The sequence below is a fragment of the Phytoactinopolyspora mesophila genome (genome assembly GCF_010122465.1).
Lineage (GTDB): Bacteria > Actinomycetota > Actinomycetes > Jiangellales > Jiangellaceae > Phytoactinopolyspora > Phytoactinopolyspora mesophila.
In genome coordinates, this window is the sequence record NZ_WLZY01000007.1 from 15,535 (window position 1) to 35,288 (window position 19,754).

The following is a 19,754-nucleotide window of genomic DNA, read 5'->3' on the forward strand; positions in this document are numbered from 1 at the left end:
CAAACGACCAGAGGAGAGGCATGCACGTGCCACCCGCCTCATCTAGGCCCCGCTTCTCGCAGCAGATCCGTCGGCGCCCACCGGTGCCCGTGCCGAGCCTTCTGGACCAGGGCGTACGTCAGCTCAGCCAAGCAGCCAACAAGGGCCGGCTGTGGCTCGCCATCGCCGGCGTGGCCGCGTGCTTCCCGGGACGACCCCGGAGAGCTGCGATCCGAGGGGTCGCAACGCTCGCGGTGACGAGCGCGGTAGCCAACGGACTGTTCAAGCCGCTCATCCGCCGGAGGCGGCCGGACGCGGAACTGACACCGGTGATTCGCCGGCTGAAGCGCGAGCCGGTCACCACGTCGTTCCCGAGTGGTCATGCCGCGTCCGCGGCGGCGTTCGCCACCGGCGTCGCGATGGAGAATGCCGCTCTGGGGGCCGCCGTGGCGCCCCTGGCCGGTGCCGTCGCGTACTCCCGGGTTCATGTAGGTGTACATCATGTCAGCGACGTCGTGGCGGGTGCCACGCTCGGAGCCGGGATAGCCCTCGCCGGTCGCCGCTGGTGGCCCGTCCTGCCCCGTACGCCGTGGGGCGTGCACCCCTCGTCGTCGGCGCCGTCGCTTCCCGCGGGAGCCGGGCTGGTGATCGTCGCCAACCCCGGATCAGGGAACAACACCGATCCGTCCGAAGAGATCGGCCGGCTCCTCCCACGGGCCAGGATCCTGCACATGAAGCCCGGCCTCGACCTCGACTCCGCGCTGGATGAGCTGGACGATGTGCGCGCGCTGGGCGCAGCCGGTGGGGACGGCACCGTCACCACAGTGGCCGCCGTCGCAGTCCGGCGAGCTCTTCCGCTGGCCGTCTTTCCATGCGGAACCCTCAATCACTTCGCCCGCGATGTGGGAATCACCAATTTCGCCGACACTTGCGGTGCCACCGAAGCCGGCTCGGCGATAGCCGTAGACGTCGCCACCGCCGGCCCGAGGGCATTTCTCAACACCGCGAGCATCGGGGGCTATCCCGAGATGGTCCGACGCCGCGAGGTTCTCGAGAAGCGGCTGGGCAAATGGCTCGCGATGGCGGTGGCCACAGCACAAGTCCTGCGCACCCAGCAACCGCTGCGGGTGAACCTGGACGGCACGACGACCACCGTGTGGCTCGTTTTCGTCGGCAACGGCTGTTACGTACCGCGCGGAACGTTTCCGGCCTGGCGCCCGCGTCTCGACGACGGCAACCTCGACATCCACTATTTGTCCGCACGCGGGCGCTTCTCCCGGACCCGCGCCGTTCTGGCGACCCTCACCGGCGCCGGCGAGCGCAGCAGGGTCCACGTCGCACGCATCGCTGGGTCTTTGACGCTCGAGTCGCTGGACGGCGAGGTAGAACTAGCCTGCGACGGTGAGCCGGCGGGCACTGTCGCCGAGTGCGTATTCGGCAAACTGCCTGGGTCGCTGGTCGTCTACCGGCCGGACTCCGGCGCCCCCGCCCGGACTCACTGAGCCAACAGGTCCAGCGCACCCTGGAGATCGTCGGGGTACTCCGAGGCGTACTCGGTCCAATCGCCGGTGCCAGGGTGCTCGAAACCGAGCCGCACGGCGTGCAGCCATTGCCGGGACAGTCCCAGACGCGCGGCCAGGGTCGGGTCGGCGCCGTAGGTGAGGTCAGCCACGCACGGGTGCCGCAAGGCACTCATATGTACCCGGATCTGGTGTGTACGGCCTGTCTCCAGCCGGATCTCGAGCAGACTGGCCGCCGGGAACGCCTCGATCGTTTCGTAGTGGGTGACACTCGGCTTGCCGTTGGCGACGACGGCCCATCTGTAATCGTGATCAGGATGCCGGCCGACGGGGGCATCGACGGTGCCCCTGGATGGGTCGGGGTGGCCCTGGACCAGCGCGTGATAGATCTTCTCGACGACGCGCTCGCGGAACTGCCGTTTCAACGAGGTGTAGGCGGCCTCGGACTTGGCCACCACCATCAGCCCGCTGGTGCCGACGTCGAGACGGTGCACAACTCCCTGGCGCTCGGCCGCGCCGCTGGTGGAGATCCGGAAGCCGGTGCCGGCCAGCCCGGCGACGACCGTCGGGCCGCTCCAGCCCGGACTAGGGTGAGCAGCCACGCCGACCGGTTTGTCCACGACGACGATGTCGGCGTCGTCGTGCACGATCCGCATGCCCTCCACGTGTTCGGGGACCATTTCCACCGGGGCGGCAGGCTCGGGCATGTCGACCTCGAGCCAGCCCCCGGCGTGAACTCGGGCCGATTTGGGCTCAGGTACGCCGTCCACCCGGACCCGGCCTTCCTCCACGAGGTCAGCGGCTTTGCTGCGGGAGAGCCCGAAGAGGCGGGCCAGCGCCGAGTCGAGTCTTTCTCCTTCGAGGCCTTCCGGCACGGGCAACGCCCGCAGGCCACTCACCGTTCCCCTGCCTCGTGCTCGTCCGAAGCCGCGCCTATATGCCCCGGCCTGGTCGGCTCCGTGGGCGATTCGCTCACATCGGTGCCGGGCGGTGGTTGTGCGAGCCCGGTGTCGGCCCCGGCCGGTGTGCGCTCGTCCGGCGTGTCCGCGTCCGTGGTATCGCCGTCCGTGGCGTCCTCAGCCGCGGACTCGCCGGGCACGGGCTCGTCGGTTGCCGGGCCGGCACCGAGGGTCGAGAACGCCACCCCACGGAAGCTGAGCAAAGCGATCAGCGCGGCCGCGCCCACAATGGACGAATCGGCGATGTTGAATACCGGCCAGTTCGGCAGCTCGATGAAATCGACGACGTGCCCGCGCATAGGCCCAGGCTCGCGGAAGATCCGGTCGGTCAGCGTGCCCAGGGCTCCGCCGAGCAGCCCGCCCAATGCCACGGCCCAGACCAGGCTGGTCACCTTGCGGCTCAGCCAGCCGATGACCAGAACCACAGCCACCGCGATGACGGTCAGCACGACCGTCAGGTTGGTGAACATACTGAACGCCGCGCCGGGGTTACGTACCAGCCTGAACTGCAGCACGTCGCCGACGACGTTGATGACGCGGCCGTCTTGCAGCGCCTCGACCGCCCAGACCTTGGTCAATTGATCCAGCGTCAGTATGACCGCTGCGATCACCAACAGGGTCGCCGTGCGACGTCGTGTTTTCACACCTTTTGTGTCGTCGCGAGTCAGCGACGCTCCTGCCGTTGTTTGCATGTCACACACAGTGTGGCACGAGGGAACGCCAGGAGACGAGCTTTGCCGATCGGTTTGCCACAGTTCTCACAGACTCCGTACGTGCCGTCGCTGATGCGGGACAACGCCCGTTCCGTCTGATTCAGCATCTCCTGATGGCTGGCCGCGAGCGACATCTCATGCTCTCGCTCGAATGCCTTTGAGCCGGTGTCGACCTGGTCTTCGCCGCCGTCGTCGGTGCTGCGCCGCAACAGCTCAGCGATTTCCATCTCGGCGTCCGCGATCTCCTCTCGCAGCCGCGCAGCCTCGCTCTGCAGCGTTTTGTGAACCTCAGCCAGTTCGTCAGAGGTCCACGGCTCCTCATCGGTACCGACGACCAGCGCTGCCGCTTGGTCCGCCCTGGACACCGTCTCTGCACTCTCCGTGCGCTCGGTCATTCCGACGCACCCCCTAAGTCTTCCATGTGCCCGCCCACACTTTGTCCGGGTCAGGTGAGGATAGATCCTTCCTGGCTTTCCTTCAATCAGCTCTCCATACTCAGCGTTCTCACAGCATGACTGATCAGCCGTCGTTGTTGCCACGAAACAATGCCCATAACCGCCTCACGAGAAACGTGTCAGGTATCACGATCCGCCAGCGCACATGCTTTGCCCGGTACGTGCACCCGATTGTGGACCCACGCTGTGATGGCGCTCACGCATCGGCCGCCTGAGCCGAATCGGGCCCGTGGTCACAGAATTCGGGTGCGCCGATGCCGGTTGCGGCCAGTACACTGTCGGTGCGAGCAGGCGTTGATGAGGCCAGTAGCCCGCGTGGACAGCCATGAGCGAGCCGGGGACGGTGTGAGCCCGGTGGCACACATGCCGGTGAACATCACCTCGGAGCCGCCGGAAGAACAGTGCTCGGGCAGCTGTTGCCCGCACCTAGTAGAACCGGCCGCAGGAAACGAAGTGGGTCATCCGCATCGTGGATGGTCAAAGAGGGTGGTACCGCGGGGTTCGCCTCGTCCCTCTGTCGGGCACCAGCGACGGAGGAAACCACCACGATGAGCGACGCCAGCACCCGGCCCTCGCCGGACGGAGCGGCCACCGGTCCGGCGCACACCACGGATTCCGCGGCTGACCAGGTCACCGGCAACCAGTCCTACCGGCCGGTCCCGGGTCAGGTCGATCTGCCGGCCTTGGAACACGAGATCCTGGCTTTCTGGCGCGACCACGACATCTTCAGCCGAGCGCTCAAATCGAGCGAGGGCAAGCCGACGTGGATGTTCTACGAGGGACCGCCCACGGCCAACGGCACGCCTGGGACCCACCACATCGAAGCTCGGGTGTTCAAGGACGTGTTTCCGCGTTACCGCACCATGAAGGGCTACCACGTGCCCCGCAAGGGCGGCTGGGACTGCCACGGCCTGCCGGTGGAGATCGCGGTCGAGAAGGAGCTCGGCCTTTCGTCGAAGACCGAGATCGAGGCATACGGAGTCGCCGCGTTCAACGACAGGTGCCGCGAATCCGTTCAGCGCCACGTCGGCGCATTCGAAGAGATGACCGAGCGGATGGGCTACTGGGTGGATACCACCCGGCCCTACCGCACCATGGACTCCTCCTACGTGCAGAGCGTCTGGTGGTCGCTGAAGAAGATCTTCGATGCCGGGCTGCTGGTCGAGGACCACCGGGTCGCGCCATTCTGCCCACGCTGCGGCACCGCCCTGTCGTCGCACGAGCTCGCCCAGGGCTACGAGACCGTCGCCGACCCGTCGGTCTTCGTCCGGCTCCCACTGACTTCCGGGCCGCTCGACGGCGAGGCATCCCTGCTGGTCTGGACCACCACACCGTGGACGTTGGTCTCCAACACCGCCGTAGCGGTGCATCCCGACGTCACGTACGTAGCCGCGACGAACGGCGACGAGACGCTCGTCGTCGCCGAGCCGCTGTTCGAGGCCGTGCTGGGTGAAGGCTGGACCGCCACCGCCCGGTTCTCCGGCACCGAGATGGAGTTCTGGAACTACCAGCGCCCGTTCGAACTGGTTGACATCGCAGCCGACGGTCAGCCTGCCAACCATGTGGTGGTCGACGACTACGTCACCACCGCGGACGGCACCGGCTTGGTCCACCAGGCTCCCGCCTTCGGCGCGGACGACCTACGCGTCTGCAAGCGCTACGGACTGCCCGTCGTCAATCCCATCGAGCCCGACGGCACGTTCAGCGCCGACGTTCCGCTGGTGGGCGGTCAGTTCTTCAAACACGCTGACACCGCGCTCACCCACGACCTCGAGCAACGCGGGCTCATGTTCCGGCACACCACCTACGAACACGAGTATCCGCACTGCTGGCGCTGCCACACGCCCCTGCTGTACTACGCCCAGCCGTCCTGGTACATCCGGACCACGCAGTTCAATGATGCGCTGCTGCGCGAGAACGAGAAGACGAACTGGTATCCGGAGACCATCAAGTGGGGCCGCTACGGCGAGTGGCTGCGCGGCAACGTCGACTGGTCGCTGTCCCGCAACCGTTACTGGGGTACGCCGCTGCCGGTGTGGCGTAACGACGACGACCCTTCGCACCTGGTGTGTGTCGGCTCCCTGGCCGAGTTGTCCGAGCTGGCCGGCGAAGACCTGTCCGAGCTGGACCCGCATCGTCCGTACGTCGACGACGTCACCTTCACCCTGCCAGGTGTCGCCGGAACGTTCCGGCGTGAGCCGTACGTTATCGACGCCTGGTACGACTCCGGCTCCATGCCGTTCGCGCAATGGGGGTACCCGCACGAGCCGGGCAGCGAGCAGATGTTCGCCGACACGTACCCGGCGCAGTTCATCTGCGAGGGCATCGACCAGACCCGAGGCTGGTTCTACACGCTGATGGCCGTGGGAACGGCTGTCTTCGGCCGCTCGTCCTACGAGAACGTGCTGTGCCTGGGCCTGCTCCTGGCCGAGGACGGGCGGAAGATGTCCAAACATCTCGGCAACATCCTGGAACCCATCCCGCTGATGGACGACCACGGCGCGGACGCGGTGCGCTGGTTCATGGCCGCCAGCGGTTCGCCGTGGCAGGCTCGAGGGATCGGGCCGGGCGTACTCGGCGAGATCGTTCGTAAGGTGTTGCTCACCTACTGGAACACCGCGTCGTTCCTGTCGCTGTATGGACGGACCTCGTCGTGGGCACCGGCCGACGGCGCGCCGGAGCCGGCCGACCGGCACGTGCTAGACCGCTGGGCGCTCAGCGAGCTGAACCGGCTCGTCGCCGACGTCGACACCGCGTTGGAGAACTTCGACACACAGCGTGCCGGCGCTCGGCTGGCCGGATTCATCGACGACCTGTCGAACTGGTACGTCCGCCGCTCCCGGCGCCGGTTCTGGGACGGCGATCCGGCCGCCCTCGCGACGCTGCACGAGTGCGTCGAAAAGCTGACTCGCCTGCTCGCGCCCATGGTCCCGTTCATCACCGAGCGGGTGTGGCAGGACCTCGTCGTCGCAGTGGATCCGGACGCGCCGGAGTCGGTGCACCTGGCCGCGTGGCCGCAAGCCGATCCCGGTGTCGTCGACATCCAGCTTGCCGACGAGGTCGCGCTCACGCGCCGCCTGGTGGAGCTGGGCCGCGCCGCTCGCGCGGAGTCGAAAGTCCGGACCCGCCAGCCGCTGGCTCGTGCTCTGGTGGGCGCATGGGGCTGGGAGTCGCTGCGTGGCGAGCTTCGCGCTGAGATCGCCGACGAGCTCAACGTCGCCGAGGTCACCTCGTTGAGCGCGGCCGGCGCCTCCGCCGACTCCGCCGACGCACTGCTGGACGTTTCGGCCAAGGCCAACTTCCGTTCCCTGGGGCGCCGGTTCGCCAAAGACACTCCGAAGGTGGCGGCGGCGGTGTCCGAGGCCGACGCCGAGGCTCTGGCGTCGGCGCTGCGCTCGGAGGGCTCGGTGACCATCCCCGTGGCAGAAGTGGGCGAGGTGACGCTGGAACCGGACGACGTCGTTGTCACTGAAACGCCACGGGAAGGCTGGGCCGTCGCCCGTGAAGGTGAGACCGTCGCGCTCGATCTGACGCTCACCGACGAGCTGGTCCGGGCCGGACTGGCGCGGGAGGCGATCCGGCTGGTCCAGGAGGCACGCAAACAGAGCGGCTTCGATGTCGCCGACCGCATCGAGCTGGCATGGTCGGCGGCCGAGAGCTCCGGTCAGCTCGCCGAAGCGTTGAGCGAACACCAGGCGCTGCTGGCCGACGAGGTCCTCGCGGTCGCCGTGCACAGCGATCTCGACGCGCTGCCGGACGAACCCGACCACACCGACCGGGACCTCGGCCTCACCTTCCGCCTCCGCCGCGCCGCCTCCAAATGATCATGTTTGGTGGGTTTTCTCTTGCGTCACCATGTCTGCAGGCATGGTGACGCAAGAGAAACACCGGTCACGCAGGCGTACCAACCACGCTCGGTAGCCCGTCCGCGACGACGGCCCGGCTCCCGGGCGGGGCCTGAGACAGGTGGGCGCGCGCCACGCACGCGCCCACCCTGCCTTGGCTCGCACGAGCGCCCGCCCCGGCGTTACCAGGACTGCTCGCGCATCAACAGGTCTGCAGGCATAGCAGGGCACGAGGAAACCCACCAAACATGATCATTTAGGTGGGGTTAGAGGTAGCCGCGGAGCTTCGCAGCGCTGGCGACGCGTTCCACACCGATCTGGAAGGCGGCCTGGCGCGGCGTGATATTGCCAGCCGCGGCGGCCCGCTCCTTGACGGCGGTATACGCCGCCACCATGTGACGGCGCAGCTGCTCGTTCACCTGCTCTTCAGTCCACTTGAATTCTTGCAGGTTCTGTGTCCACTCGAAGTAGGAGACAGTAACCCCGCCGGCATTCACCAGGATGTCCGGCTGAACTTCGATGCCGCGGTCAGCCAGGATGTCGTCAGCGGCCGGGGTGACCGGATGATTGGCTGCCTCCAAGACCAGGCGGGCGCGGATCTGGTCCGCATTGTCCGACCGGATCGCCTCACCGAGGGCCGCCGGAATCAGGACCGTGACGTCGAGGGTGAGGAGCTCGTCGTTGTCGATGAAGTCGGTACCGGGCGTGCCCACGACACTGCCGCTCTCGCGAACATGCGTGTCCACGGCGTCGAGATCAAGACCTCCCGGGGCGTAGATGCCACCACGAACGTCGCTGACCGCAACCACCCGGAAGCCCTCGGCGGCGGCGAGCCGGGCAGCCCAGGAGCCGACATTGCCGTAGCCCTGAATCGCGACCGTTGTCTCCGCGGCGTCCCAGCCGCGGTGGGCAGCAACCTGTTCCAGGATCATCACCGTGCCACGTCCGGTAGCAGCGGCCCGCCCATGAGAACCGCCGAGCTCCACCGGCTTCCCAGTGACGATCGCTGGCGTATGGCCGCTTTTGCGACCGTATTCATCCATCATCCACGCCATGGTCTGAGCGCTGGTGTTCATGTCGGGCGCCATGATGTCCCGCCGCTCCCCGATCACATAGCTGACCTGGGACAGGTACCTGCGCGTCAACCGTTCCAGCTCAGCGCCGGGCAGGGTGGCGGGGTCAACCTGCACCCCACCCTTGGCACCCCCGAACGGCACATCGACCAGAGCCGTCTTCCAGGTCATCAACGACGCCAGTGCCCGTACCTCGTCGAGATCGGCGTCCTGGTGATAGCGCACGCCGCCCTTGTAGGGACCACGTGCGCCGTTGTGCTGGACCCGGTACCCGTAGACGATCCGGGTGGAGTTGTCAGCGGTACGTACCGGAACCTGCACCCGGATCTCGCGATACGTGCCGGAGAGAAGCTCGCGCGTGGAGTCGTTCAGCCCTAGTTGATCAGCTGCCCGGTGAAAGGAGTCGGTGACGGCCTGAAACGCCGACGGCTTGGTCAACCGGATCCCTCGTCAGCGCTGGTCGTCGTCGAGCAGGCTCGCAACAGAGCGCAACGAACCACCGGTCTGCGTGGTGGAGGTGTTCTCGTTGCCTCCGCCGCCCGGACGCGCCGGCTGCTGACCGGTGTTGTTCGGGACCGGCCGCTGCGGCTGCTGTGGCTGCTGTGGCTGCTGTTGTTGAGCCTGGGCGGCGGCGATCTCCGCCTCCGCGCGCTCGTCGTCGCTGGCACCGCCGACCTCGAGCTTACGAAGCTCGTTCTCCAGGTACGACTTGAGCCGGCTGCGGTACTCGCGCTCGAAAGCACGTAGACCTTCCAGCTGCCGCTCCAGGTCGGCGCGCTCGGTCTCCAGCTTGCCGAAGACCTGGGCACGACGCTTCTGGACTTCCTGGTCGATCGACTCAGCCCGCTGCCGAGCATCCTGCTCGAGCTTGGCAGCCTTGGCCTTCGTCTCGGAATCGAGCTTCTCCGAGCGGCTTCGAGCCTCGCCCATCAGGCGATCGGCTTCAGCCTTGGCATCGGCTACCAGCTCATCAGCGGTCTTCTGCGCCAGGGCGAGAACCTTGGCGGCAGCGTCGCTGGGCTGGGCACCAGGTGCCCCTCCTCCGGCCGTGACAGCTGGAGGAGCCGAAGTTGGAGGAGCCTTGGGCGCCTCAACCTGGCGTGGTGGCTGGACTGGTTCGGCTGAACCAACGGCCCCGGCTCCGCGGGTTACCGCGGCGAGCTTGTCTCGAAGCTCGTCGTTCTCGCGCTGTAGGCGCGCGATCTCAGCCTCGACCTCGTCCAGGAACTCATCCACCTCCTGCATGTCGTAACCTTCACGCAGGCGGACAGTCGTGAACTCTTTGTTCTGGACAGCCTCGGGCGTCAGTGGCATAACGTCACCTCGAATGTGAGCAGCGTCGTGAGTCACCGTACCGCGTCATCCCATCGATGCGACAACCGACTGGGCAATTCGCACCAGGATGATGAGCACAATGAACGCCAGGTCAATAGCAACCGAACCGATCCGGAGCGGCGGGATCACCCGTCTGAGCAGCCGAAGTGGAGGGTCGGTCACTGTGTACACGGCCTCCAACACTACAAGCAACGGGCCTTTCGGCTGCCACTCGCGTGCGAAGACCTGGATCCAGTCGACCACCAGACGGACCAGCAGGGCGATGAAGAAGAGCCATAGTGCTATCGACAAAGGCTGGGTAATGACCGACACGGGATCCGAACCTACCTGACGAAGGTTCCGTGTGCTGCCACCGGCACCCGTCTGTTGGCTTTTCTGGCTTCTGGTAGCACTGCTGATACATCAATTGATCAACTCTGGTTGAAGAACGCGCCGTCGGCGATGCGCGCCTTGTCCTCCGCTGTGACCTGCACATCTGCAGGTGTCAGCAAGAACACCTTCGCCGTGATCCGGTCGATACTCCCCCGCAGCCCGAAGATCAGCCCGGCAGCGAAATCGACCAGACGCTTGGCGTCAACGTCATCCATCTCCGATAGGTTCATGATGACTGGGACGCCGTCACGGAAGTGTTCACCCAACGTCCGTGCTTCGTTGTACGTACGTGGATGAAGCGTGGTGATGCGCGCTTCCCGGGCAGCAGGCGCCGACCGCGGCGTGGCCATTGGCCGGCGATCCGCCAAGGACGAGACAGTTGCCGAATGCTCCCGTTCACGCCTGGCGGGCGGCCGCTCTACCTCCTGAGGCTCGTATGCCTCGGGCGCGTCTTCTTCGTACTCCCGCTCATATTCATCGGCGTATTCATCGTATTCGTCCTCGTAGCGGTCCCGGTCCTCCACGAGGCCGAGGTAGACCGCAACCTTGCGCATTGCGCTGGCCATGCTCTCAAGTCCTCCGCACTAGTGGTGGACGGTCTCTACCTTGCACATCTCTGACACTAGCTCCAACCACCGCCGTGGACGAGTATTGCGCGACACGACACGCACGGTGTGTCGCCAGATGCTGGTGATACGTGTCGGCTCAGCAGTGATCACTGGGACCAATGCGTTCAATGAGACCGCTCGCGACGGCCTGACGCATCACCAAACGCCGCAGAATGGCCGATAGCAGTACGTTTCATCATCGGGCGAGAAATCCGTAGGCGTTCCTCGGGCCGACGGCTCAGCCGGCTTTCTCAGAGCGCCCAGCGTGGTGGGTCTCGATCCCGTCCGGACGGCCCCGTCCCGTCATCCCGCACACGGGGTTGACGGGGCACTAGGCGGCGAGCCAGGTGATTCCGGCGAAACGCCCGGTGATCCGGTCGCGCCGATACGAGAAGAACTCCTCGTGCTCGACAGTGCAGGGCCGCACGTCAGGCTTCCACGGCCCCTCCTCGAGCCGCACCCCCGCGTCTCGCAACTGCGCCGTCACACCAGCCGGGACGTCCAGTGCCGCAGTCCCCCATCGCGTGGTCGCCCACGACGACGGAACGGCCTCGGCGACTTCGGCTCGCAGGCTCTCCGGCACCTCGTAACACCCCCCGCAGACCGCCGGCCCGACGTGCCCCACCAGCTGCTGGGCGCCGAGGCGATACATGGTGTCGGTCACGGCCGCGACGACACCAGCCGCCATGCCCGGCCGGCCCGCGTGCGCAACCGCTGCGACTCCCGCCGCCGGGTCAGCCAGCAAGACCGGCACACAGTCGGCCACCAGCACCGCGAGAGCGAGGCCCGGCCGTGTCGTCACCATCGCGTCAACCTCGGGCGGTGGTACGTCAGTGGGCCATGGTCCGTCGATGACGGCTACGTCGGCGCCATGCACCTGGTTCATGTAGACCACGTTCTCGGTGCGGAGTCCGAGGTGCGCGGCCAGTGCGCTGCGGTTCTTCTCGACGGCAGCGGGATCGTCGCCGACGTGCCGGGCAAGGTTGAGCTGGTCGAACGGAGCCGCACTCGAGCCACCAGTGCGATCGGTGAAGGCGAACGAGGCGGCACCGTGGGTGCTGAAATGGGCGATCACGCTTCCATCCTGCCCGATCCGTGCCGGCACACACCTAACTGCGCTTCGCGATCAACCGCAGATCGGCCGACCTCGCCCAGCGGTGAACCGGTGGTCGTGAGTGGCTTTGCCTCGCTGTTGCGACGCTGCTCCGCTCACGACCACCGGACGGCCGGCGCGAGACGTTCACTTCAAGAAGTCGGGGACGTCGAGATCGTCATCCGGCGGGACAATTCGGCGCTGGTCACGGGGGCGCGGTGGGGCCGGCGGCTCACTACGCTCGGGACGCTCGCGGACGGCTTCGGCCTGCCCGGCGCCCTCGGCGCTGCCGCCACTCCCAGTGCTGGAATCGCCGTTGGTGGCGCCGGAGCCGGACTCGTCGGAACCGGTGGAGCCCTGCTCTGCCGGCGGCGGCACAGCCTGCCCCTCCGCCCGCCGGACGGTGCCGAGCTCACGTCTCGGAGGCATCCCTCCGTCGAAGCCTGCCGCGATGACCGTCACCCGGACCTCGTCGCCCAAGGCGTCGTCGATCACCGCACCGAAGATGATGTTGGCTTCGTCATGTGCGGCCTGAGCCACCAGGTTGGCAGACTCGTTGATCTCGAACAGGCCCAGGTCGGAGCCACCAGACACCGAGAGCAGCACGCCGTGCGCACCGTCGATCGATGCCTCGAGGAGCGGCGACGAGATCGCCATCTCGGCAGCAGCCACCGCGCGATCCTCACCGCGTGCAGACCCGATACCCATCAGCGCTGAACCGGCATTGCTCATGACGGACTTCACATCGGCGAAGTCGAGGTTGATCAGACCCGGCGTGGTGATGAGGTCGGTGATGCCCTGGACACCAGAGAGAAGCACCTGGTCCGCGCTCTTGAACGCATCGAGCACGCTGACCTGGCGGTCGCTGATGGACAGCAGCCGGTCGTTGGGGATCACGATGAGGGTGTCGACCTCTTCACGCAAGGCCTCGATGCCGGCCTCTGCCTGCATCGCCCGACGGCGGCCCTCAAACATGAAAGGCCTGGTCACCACGCCGATGGTCAGTGCACCCAGCGATCGGGCGATGCGCGCCACAACCGGCGCGCCCCCGGTGCCCGTGCCGCCTCCCTCACCGGCCGTGACGAAGACCATGTCCGCGCCCTTGAGCACCTCTTCGATCTCTTCGGCGTGATCCTCAGCGGCTTTGCGCCCGACATCGGGGTTGGCGCCGGCGCCCAGCCCTCGGGTGAGTTCCCGGCCGACATCGAGCTTCACGTCGGCGTCGCTCATCAAAAGCGCTTGAGCATCGGTATTGACCGCGATGAACTCGACACCTTTGAGGCCGACCTCGATCATGCGGTTGACCGCGTTGACACCGCCGCCACCGATGCCGACGACCTTGATCACCGCCAGGTAGTTCTGCGGAGCAGTCACGTCCAGTCGCCTCTCAATCGAGTCCCGTTCTAAACTCTCACCCTCAAGTTGAGGTTTATAGTTATGTCAACCTGAGCGATGGTTTAGACGCTAAGCGGGCCGGAGTCGCCTGTGGCGCAGACACGCCGAGAAGAGTCGTGATCGACATTTTTCGCAGACTGCGCCACGACCCTTCCGAGTCAGGGGTCAATGCCTGCTCACGACCCACTTCGATACCGCCAGGTCGAGGAATTGGCGATCCTCGGCCCGGAAGACCAACTGACGGTATCGAAGTGCGTCCGTGCGCGCAGGCACGTGTGCTGCGTCACGGTACGACGACGGGCCGGTCCGGCGCCGAGACGTCGTACCCCGAAGGCTGTTCCTCCTGGTCCTCGATGAGCGCGAGCAAGGCCGCGGCCTTGTCCTCGCCCCGGTCTGCCGTCCCCCACCGGACGGTGACGTCGTCGTCGAGGATCAGGCGCACGTCCGCTGCGGATTCGACCTCGACGCTGGCCACGATCTCTTCCACCCGCGCCGGCAGACCGGTCAGCACCTCGACGCCAATGGCGCGCGCCAGCACCGCCGAATCCTCCGTGGGAGCAATCAGGACAGGCACACCGTCAGCGGGTTGATCGGACCGGTCGAAGAGAGTTCCCGACTCGTCGACGCTCCACCACCGGCTGCCATCAGGTACGGCTGCTTCGGCGATTCGAGGCTCGACGGCGATGGTCAAGGTGCTCGGCCATGAGCGCTTGATCCGCACGTCGCCCACTTCCGGCAGGCCACGGACACGGTCTGCGACCTCACCCGAATCGACCCGGATGAGCGGCACCCCGATGGGCACCTCGGCGACGGCCGAAACCTCGTCCGACTTCTCGTCCTCGACGCCGGTGATGCGCACATCCTGAACCGCCAGCACGGATGACCAACCCACCAGCCACCCGCCGGCACCCACAACTGCGGCGCCGAACAGAGCGAGCAGGGCCAGGCCGACCCGCCTCTTGCGGCGCTGCCGGAGCCGAGCCGCGAAACGCTCCGCGCTCACCGACCGCGTCCCGCTCATCACACCCGCTACTCCCTGCCGACCCGGAACTCCACCCCAGGCCGCACGCTGGGCGTGCCGCGGCCCTCACGGTCCTGGGCGGCCCGCACGTGCGGGCCGGACGTGCCCGTCGCCGCCGCTTTCGACTCGAGCAGCTCGAGAATCTCCGGGCCCACCAGCGTGACGTCGCCGGCGCCGAGGGTCAGCAACACATCGCCAGGCTGAACCCAGGACGCGGCCACGTCCGGCACCGCCGACCAGGAGCGCTCAAAAGACACTTGGGTGGGGGGCAGCGTGACAGCTGAGGCCACGAGTTCGCCCGTGACACCTGGCTCGGGGTCCTCACGAGCCGCATAAACGTCCATCACGATGACCTCGTCGGCTGCCCCGAGGGCGGAGCCGAACTCTTCGGCGAAGATCCGCGTGCGGCTGAACAAGTGCGGCTGGAACACCGCGATCAGTTTGCCGTCTCCGGCCACCGAGCGCGCGGCCGAAAGTACGGCCGCCACCTCGGTGGGATGGTGTGCGTAGTCGTCGTACACGCGCACTCCGGCAGCCACCCCCTTGAGCTCGAAACGGCGGCGGGTGCCGGTGAACCCCGCCAGACCGTCACGCAGGTCGCCGCTGGAGAAGCCGAGCCCGAGTCCGGCGGTGAACGCTGCCGCGGCGTTCAGGGCATTGTGCCGGCCGGGTACTCGCAGCTGGATCCGGCCCTGCCTGCGGCCACGCGCCACCGGTTCGAACGACGCCCCGGAGTCGGAGAGCTCGAGATCGTCGAGGCGCACCATCGCATCCGGCGACTCTCCGTAGGTGTGGACGGTCACGCCGCTGGCGGCGGCCCGCTCGCTCAGAGCCCGCGCCCCCGGATCATCGATGCAGATCACGAGGAATCCGCGCACCCGTTCGACGAAAGCGTCGAAGGCGGCGATGTACGCCTCATCGGTTCCGTAGTGATCGAGATGGTCGGCCTCGAGATTGGTCACGATGGCGACCTCGGGGTCGTAGGCGAGGAACGACGCGTCGCTCTCGTCGGCTTCGGCGACGAACAGGTCGCCACTGCCGTTGTGGGCATTGGCCCCGGACTCGTTGAGGTGCCCGCCGATGGCGAACGAGGGGTCGGCGCCACAATGCTGCAACGCCACAGTGAGCATGGACGTGGTGGTGGTCTTGCCGTGAGTGCCGGCGACGGCAATGGCGCGGCGACCGGACATCACCGCCGCCAGCGCCGACGCCCGCGGCAGCACTCGGAGGCCACGTTCTTGTGCGGCCACGACCTCCGGATTTGTCTCCCGGATCGCCGTGGACACGACCAGGGTGTCGGCGTGCCCGAGGTTCTCCGCGGCATGCCCGACGTGAATCCGCGCTCCCAGAGCGCGCAGTCCGGTGAGCACACCGGAGTCTTTGGCGTCGCTGCCGGACACCTCGACGCCCCGGGCCAGCAGGATGCGGGCGATCCCGCTCATGCCTGCTCCCCCGATGCCCACGAAGTGGACGGCACCGAGTTTCTCGGCCGGCACGACGCCCTCCGGCGGTGGAACGATCACTTACTGACCTCCGCTGTCCGTGCCGTCCCCCGAATTTACGTCGCTACCCGACGCCTGCTCTACGGCATGCCGCATCATGCGCACGAGGTGGTCGTCGGCGTCCCGCCGGCCCAGGTCCGCCGCGGCGGCGCCCATGGTGCGCAGCCGATCAGCGTCCCGCAGCAACGGCACCACTGAGCCGATGAACTCGTCGGGGGTGAGATCGGAATCCCGGATCAGCACGCCACCGCCGGCTGAGACCGTCGGCTCGGCGTTCAGCCGTTGTTCGCCGTTGCCGTGCGGCAGCGGCACGTACACCGCGGGCAGGCCCACCGCGGCGAGTTCGGCGCAAGTGATCGCGCCTGCTCGGCACAAGACCAGATCAGCGGCCGCGTAGGCGAGGTCCATCCGATCGATGTAAGGCACGGGAACATAGCCCGGCCTGGCGGTCACCGAATCGATGTTGCCGGCGCCGACGGCGTGCAGGATCTGTGCGCCCGCGTCCAGCACGGCATCCACAGCGGCCATGATCGTGTCGTTCAGCCGCCGTGCGCCCTGGCTGCCACCGAACACCAGCAAGGTGCGTTTGTCGGGCTCCAAGCCGAAGAAGGCCCGCGCCTCGGCGCGCTGGGCGCTGCGGTCCAGCAGAGCGATGGAGCGCCGCAGTGGGATTCCCACGTGTTCGCCGTGTGCGAGCTGGACGCCGGGTGAGGCGACCGCGACGTGGGACGTGAAGCGGGCGCCGATGCGGTTGGCCAGGCCGGGCCTGGCGTTGGCTTCATGCACGACGATGGGGATACCCACCCGGCGGGCGGCCAGGTATGCGGGCAGTGCCACATATCCGCCGAATCCGACCAGCACCTCCGCTTGGCGCTCACGCAGCACCGTGGCAGCTTGACGCACCGATCCACGCATCCGGGCAGGGATCCGGACCAGCTCGACCGTGAGCCGCCGCGGCAACGGCACCGGCGGGATCAGCTCGAGGTCGTATCCGCGCTCGGGGACCAGGCGTGTCTCCAGTCCGCGCTCGGTGCCGAGCATAGTGATCTGAGCGTCGGGCTCGGCCCGGCGCAACGCGTCTGCCGTGGCCAGTGCGGGCTCGACGTGCCCGGCCGTACCACCTCCGGCCAATACGACCTTCACGCCGCCGCCTCCCGCCGGCGCAGCCGGCGCTCGCGTTGAGCGGCGAGTGCTTCCTTGGCTCCTGGCTCTTGCTTCGCCAGGGCCAGCAAGACCCCGACGGCGGCCACCGTCGCCACGATCGACGCTCCTCCGTACGAGACAAGTGGAAGCGGGACGCCAACCACTGGAAACACCGCCAACACCATGCCTAGATTGATCACGGTCTGCACCATGAACCAGCCGGTGATACCGGCCGCTGCCAACCGGACGAATGTGTCTTTCGTCCGCATCGCGATGCGCAGGCCAGCATAGCCGAAAGCCAGGAAGAGCACGATGACCATCAGGGAGCCGGGCAGTCCGAGCTCTTCACCGAGGATGGCGAAGATGAAGTCCGTGTGCCGCTCCGGCAACGTTCCCCACTTCTGTGTGCTGGCACCCAGGCCGGTTCCCCACCAGCCGCCGTTGGCGAAGGCGAATATCGAGTTCGCTGCCTGATACCCGGTGTTGGCGTAGTCGGCGAACGGGTCGAGGAATCCCAGGACTCGCTGAGTCCGGTAGCCCGTGGAGAAAATGAAATACACGCCTAGGACGCTCACACCTCCGACGGCAAGACCGAACAGCCAGGTCGGCACCCCCAGCACCCACAGCATGCTGAGCAGGATCAGCACCATGACCACCGACGTGCCCATGTCGCCTTGCCCGATCGTCAGTCCGATGATGATCAGCGACACCGGCGCGACCGGGATCAGCAGCTGCCGCCATTGGCGCACGAGCGCGCCTTTGTTGGCGAAGACGTGGGCCACCCAGACGATCAGCGCCAGCTTGGCCGCCTCCGAGGGCTGCAATAGGAACGGCCCGCCGAAATCCAGCCAGTTGCGGCTGCCGCCGCGAACAACGCCCAAACCCGGGATGTAGGTCAGCGCCAGGAGGCCGATGGCGACAATGACCAGCAATAACGCCATCGCCCGCAGGACGCGGATCGGCATCCGAGTGATCAGCCACGCGATGGGCAGCGCCACCAGGACCCAGACCAGCTGCCGGGTGAAGTAGTAAGCAGGATGCCCGAATTGCGTCGTGGACATATAGGTGGTGGATGAGAACACCATCACCAGGCCGAGCAGCAGAAGCAGACCAGCCGATCCGAGAATGAGGTAGTACGAGGCCAGCGGGCGACGCAGGAACCTGCTCAACGCCGCCCGGCCGGACCCCGGCGTCCGGACAGGCCCGGTTTCAGTCGCTGCCATAGCGGCGCACCGCCGCCGCGAAAGCCTCTCCGCGACTGGCGTAATTGACGAACATGTCCATGGACGCGCACGCGGGTGCAAGTAGCACGGTGTCTCCCGCCTGGGCGGCTCCGGCCGCCGCCTGCACTGCACGGTCCATAGCCATATTGTCAGTGTCAGGGAGCTCGATCACCGGCACATTCGGCGCGTGTCGCTCGAGTGCCTCCCTGATCAGGTGCCGATCCGCGCCGATCAGCACGGCGGTCCGCAGGCGCTCGCGGGAGCCGATCACGAGATCATCGAACTCCGCGCCCTTGGCCAGCCCGCCGGCGATCCACACGACAGATTCGTACGCGCCCAACGATGCGGCCGCGGCATGGGGGTTGGTCGCTTTGGAGTCGTCCACGTAGGCGACATCACCCAGGACCGCGACCTCCGAGGCCCGATGCGGGTCCGGGGTGTAGTGGCGAAGCCCGTCGCGCACCGCGACGGTGGGCACGCCGATGGAGCGGGCGAGGGCAGCGGCGGCCAGTGCATTGGTGATGTTGTGCGGGGCAGCCGGGTGGATGTCGGCGACGGTGGCCAGCTCCGCGGCCGACGTCTGCCGCTCGGCGATGAACGCTCGGTCCACCAGCACGTCGTCGACCAGCCCGAGCATGCCGACTCCGGGTACACCGAGCGTGACCCCGATGGCCCGGGCTCCGTCGGCGACGTCGGCGTCTCGGACCAGTTGCTCGGTGACTGGGTCGGCGAGGTTGTAGACGCAGGCTGACTCGACACCCTGGTAGATGCGGCCCTTGTCCGCGGCGTACGCCTCGAATGAGCCGTGCCAGTCCAGATGGTCCGGTGCCACGTTGAGCACGGCCGCCGAACGGGCCGCCAGAGTGTGAGTCCAGTGCAGCTGGAAACTCGAGAGTTCGACGGCGAGCACATCGTGACCGGCTGGATCGAGCACGGCGGAGACGATGGGATCACCGACGTTGCCCGTGGCTCCGACCCGTAACCCGGACGCCCGCAGGATCGACGCCAGCATGCGAAGCGTGGTGGTTTTGCCGTTGGTGCCGGTCAGAACCAGCCACGGGGTAGCCGGATCGCGCAGCCGCCACGCCAGCTCCACCTCTCCCCAGATCGGTATGCTCGACGCGGCCGCCGCCTCGAGTAGTGGTGCCGTGGGACGCCAGCCCGGCGATGTCACGACCAGCTGCACGCCAGGTGGGAGGGTGGAGGTAGAGCCGGGGCCGAGCCGGGTAGTCGCCCCGAGGATCTCGAGGATCTTCGCTCTCTCGCGCTCGCTGTCGCCATCACGCTCGTCGACGACGCTCACCTGTGCGCCCAGCTGAACCAGCGCGTCGGCCGCGGCAAACCCGGACACACCAATACCGGCCACGAGGACGGACAGCTCCGGCCAAGGGCTCTCCCGCTCCGCGACGTCCAACCAGTCAGGCACGCTCACACCCACACCGCCATCCTTCCCGTGACAGACAACGACCTATTCATACCGCAGACCCATGGCACGTTGGGTACACGCGATTCTGGCTG

Annotated in this window: 16 protein-coding genes; 2 read left to right on the forward strand and 14 right to left on the reverse strand. The window is 67.1% G+C overall.

Annotation, left to right across the window (positions count from 1 at the left end; all coding sequences use genetic code 11):
• Positions 1 to 20: 20 nt before the first annotated feature.
• Positions 21 to 1,481 carry a bifunctional phosphatase PAP2/diacylglycerol kinase family protein gene (locus F7O44_RS19125; RefSeq protein ID WP_162451899.1) on the forward strand — a complete coding sequence of 487 codons (1,461 nt, stop codon included), beginning with the start codon at positions 21 to 23 and terminating at the stop codon, positions 1,479 to 1,481.
• Here F7O44_RS19125 and F7O44_RS19130 read toward each other — a convergent pair.
• The 3 genes from F7O44_RS19130 to F7O44_RS19140 are packed head-to-tail and all read right to left on the reverse strand — an operon-like array spanning position 1,475 to position 3,566.
• Positions 1,475 to 2,398, reverse strand: a complete 924-nt coding sequence (locus F7O44_RS19130; RefSeq protein ID WP_343073896.1) for an RluA family pseudouridine synthase — start codon at positions 2,396 to 2,398, stop codon at positions 1,475 to 1,477. The two genes, F7O44_RS19125 and F7O44_RS19130, sit on opposite strands and share 7 nt — an antisense overlap.
• Positions 2,395 to 3,150, reverse strand: a complete 756-nt coding sequence (gene lspA / locus F7O44_RS19135) for a signal peptidase II (protein ID WP_162451900.1) — start codon at positions 3,148 to 3,150, stop codon at positions 2,395 to 2,397. The genes F7O44_RS19130 and lspA overlap by 4 nt, the downstream gene beginning before the upstream one ends.
• On the reverse strand, positions 3,123 to 3,566 hold the full coding sequence (locus F7O44_RS19140) for a TraR/DksA family transcriptional regulator (RefSeq protein ID WP_162451901.1): 444 nt from the start codon (positions 3,564 to 3,566) through the stop codon (positions 3,123 to 3,125). Before F7O44_RS19140 ends, lspA begins: the two co-directional genes overlap by 28 nt.
• 608 nt (positions 3,567 to 4,174) lie before the next feature.
• On the opposite strand from F7O44_RS19140, the gene ileS reads away from it, so the two are divergent.
• Entirely contained in the window at positions 4,175 to 7,450 is a 3,276-nt protein-coding gene (gene ileS, locus F7O44_RS19145; protein WP_162451902.1) for an isoleucine--tRNA ligase, read from the forward strand.
• 287 nt (positions 7,451 to 7,737) lie between these two features.
• Here the strand turns inward: ileS and F7O44_RS19150 are convergent, their stop codons facing one another.
• From F7O44_RS19150 to murD, 11 genes are all read right to left on the reverse strand, one after another.
• Entirely contained in the window at positions 7,738 to 8,982 is a 1,245-nt protein-coding gene (locus F7O44_RS19150) for a Glu/Leu/Phe/Val family dehydrogenase (RefSeq protein ID WP_187361469.1), read from the reverse strand.
• Between the two features lie 12 nt (positions 8,983 to 8,994).
• The gene (locus F7O44_RS19155) at positions 8,995 to 9,858 is read right to left on the reverse strand and encodes a DivIVA domain-containing protein (protein WP_162451903.1); all 864 of its coding nucleotides are present in this window, start codon (positions 9,856 to 9,858) and stop codon (positions 8,995 to 8,997) included.
• A 45-nt stretch (positions 9,859 to 9,903) separates the two neighbouring features.
• Complete coding sequence (locus F7O44_RS19160; RefSeq protein ID WP_162451904.1) at positions 9,904 to 10,191, reverse strand: YggT family protein; 288 nt, start codon at positions 10,189 to 10,191, stop codon at positions 9,904 to 9,906.
• 98 nt (positions 10,192 to 10,289) lie between these two features.
• Entirely contained in the window at positions 10,290 to 10,817 is a 528-nt protein-coding gene (locus F7O44_RS31235; protein WP_162451905.1) for a cell division protein SepF, read from the reverse strand.
• Between the two features lie 373 nt (positions 10,818 to 11,190).
• Complete coding sequence (gene pgeF / locus F7O44_RS19170; RefSeq protein ID WP_162451906.1) at positions 11,191 to 11,934, reverse strand: peptidoglycan editing factor PgeF; 744 nt, start codon at positions 11,932 to 11,934, stop codon at positions 11,191 to 11,193.
• A gap of 165 nt (positions 11,935 to 12,099) precedes the next feature.
• Entirely contained in the window at positions 12,100 to 13,326 is a 1,227-nt protein-coding gene (gene ftsZ / locus F7O44_RS19175; protein ID WP_162451907.1) for a cell division protein FtsZ, read from the reverse strand.
• 304 nt (positions 13,327 to 13,630) lie between these two features.
• Positions 13,631 to 14,368, reverse strand: a complete 738-nt coding sequence (locus F7O44_RS19180) for a cell division protein FtsQ/DivIB (protein WP_162451908.1) — start codon at positions 14,366 to 14,368, stop codon at positions 13,631 to 13,633.
• 8 nt (positions 14,369 to 14,376) lie between these two features.
• Entirely contained in the window at positions 14,377 to 15,891 is a 1,515-nt protein-coding gene (murC, locus tag F7O44_RS19185; protein ID WP_162451909.1) for a UDP-N-acetylmuramate--L-alanine ligase, read from the reverse strand.
• Positions 15,892 to 17,013, reverse strand: coding sequence for an undecaprenyldiphospho-muramoylpentapeptide beta-N-acetylglucosaminyltransferase (murG, locus tag F7O44_RS19190; RefSeq protein WP_162451910.1), 1,122 nt, complete (start codon positions 17,011 to 17,013; stop codon positions 15,892 to 15,894).
• A complete protein-coding gene (gene ftsW, locus F7O44_RS19195) occupies positions 17,010 to 18,236 on the reverse strand; it encodes a putative lipid II flippase FtsW (RefSeq protein ID WP_162451911.1) in 1,227 nt (408 codons plus the stop codon). The genes murG and ftsW overlap by 4 nt, the downstream gene beginning before the upstream one ends.
• Entirely contained in the window at positions 18,223 to 19,662 is a 1,440-nt protein-coding gene (gene murD, locus F7O44_RS19200) for a UDP-N-acetylmuramoyl-L-alanine--D-glutamate ligase (RefSeq protein WP_222851503.1), read from the reverse strand. The genes ftsW and murD overlap by 14 nt, the downstream gene beginning before the upstream one ends.
• Between the last annotated feature and the right edge of the window lie 92 nt (positions 19,663 to 19,754).

Bases quoted from the DNA above. Each gene is read 5' to 3' on its own strand.
- F7O44_RS19125 (WP_162451899.1), top strand. From the start codon at position 21: ATGCACGTGCCACCCGCCTCATCTAGGCCCCGCTTCTCGCAGCAGATC.
- F7O44_RS19155 (WP_162451903.1), bottom strand. From the start codon at position 9,858: ATGCCACTGACGCCCGAGGCTGTCCAGAACAAAGAGTTCACGACTGTC.
- F7O44_RS31235 (WP_162451905.1), bottom strand. From the start codon at position 10,817: ATGGCCAGCGCAATGCGCAAGGTTGCGGTCTACCTCGGCCTCGTGGAG.
- ileS (WP_162451902.1), top strand. From the start codon at position 4,175: ATGAGCGACGCCAGCACCCGGCCCTCGCCGGACGGAGCGGCCACCGGT.
- F7O44_RS19140 (WP_162451901.1), bottom strand. From the start codon at position 3,566: ATGACCGAGCGCACGGAGAGTGCAGAGACGGTGTCCAGGGCGGACCAA.
- ftsW (WP_162451911.1), bottom strand. From the start codon at position 18,236: ATGGCAGCGACTGAAACCGGGCCTGTCCGGACGCCGGGGTCCGGCCGG.
- F7O44_RS19180 (WP_162451908.1), bottom strand. From the start codon at position 14,368: ATGAGCGGGACGCGGTCGGTGAGCGCGGAGCGTTTCGCGGCTCGGCTC.
- lspA (WP_162451900.1), bottom strand. From the start codon at position 3,150: ATGCAAACAACGGCAGGAGCGTCGCTGACTCGCGACGACACAAAAGGT.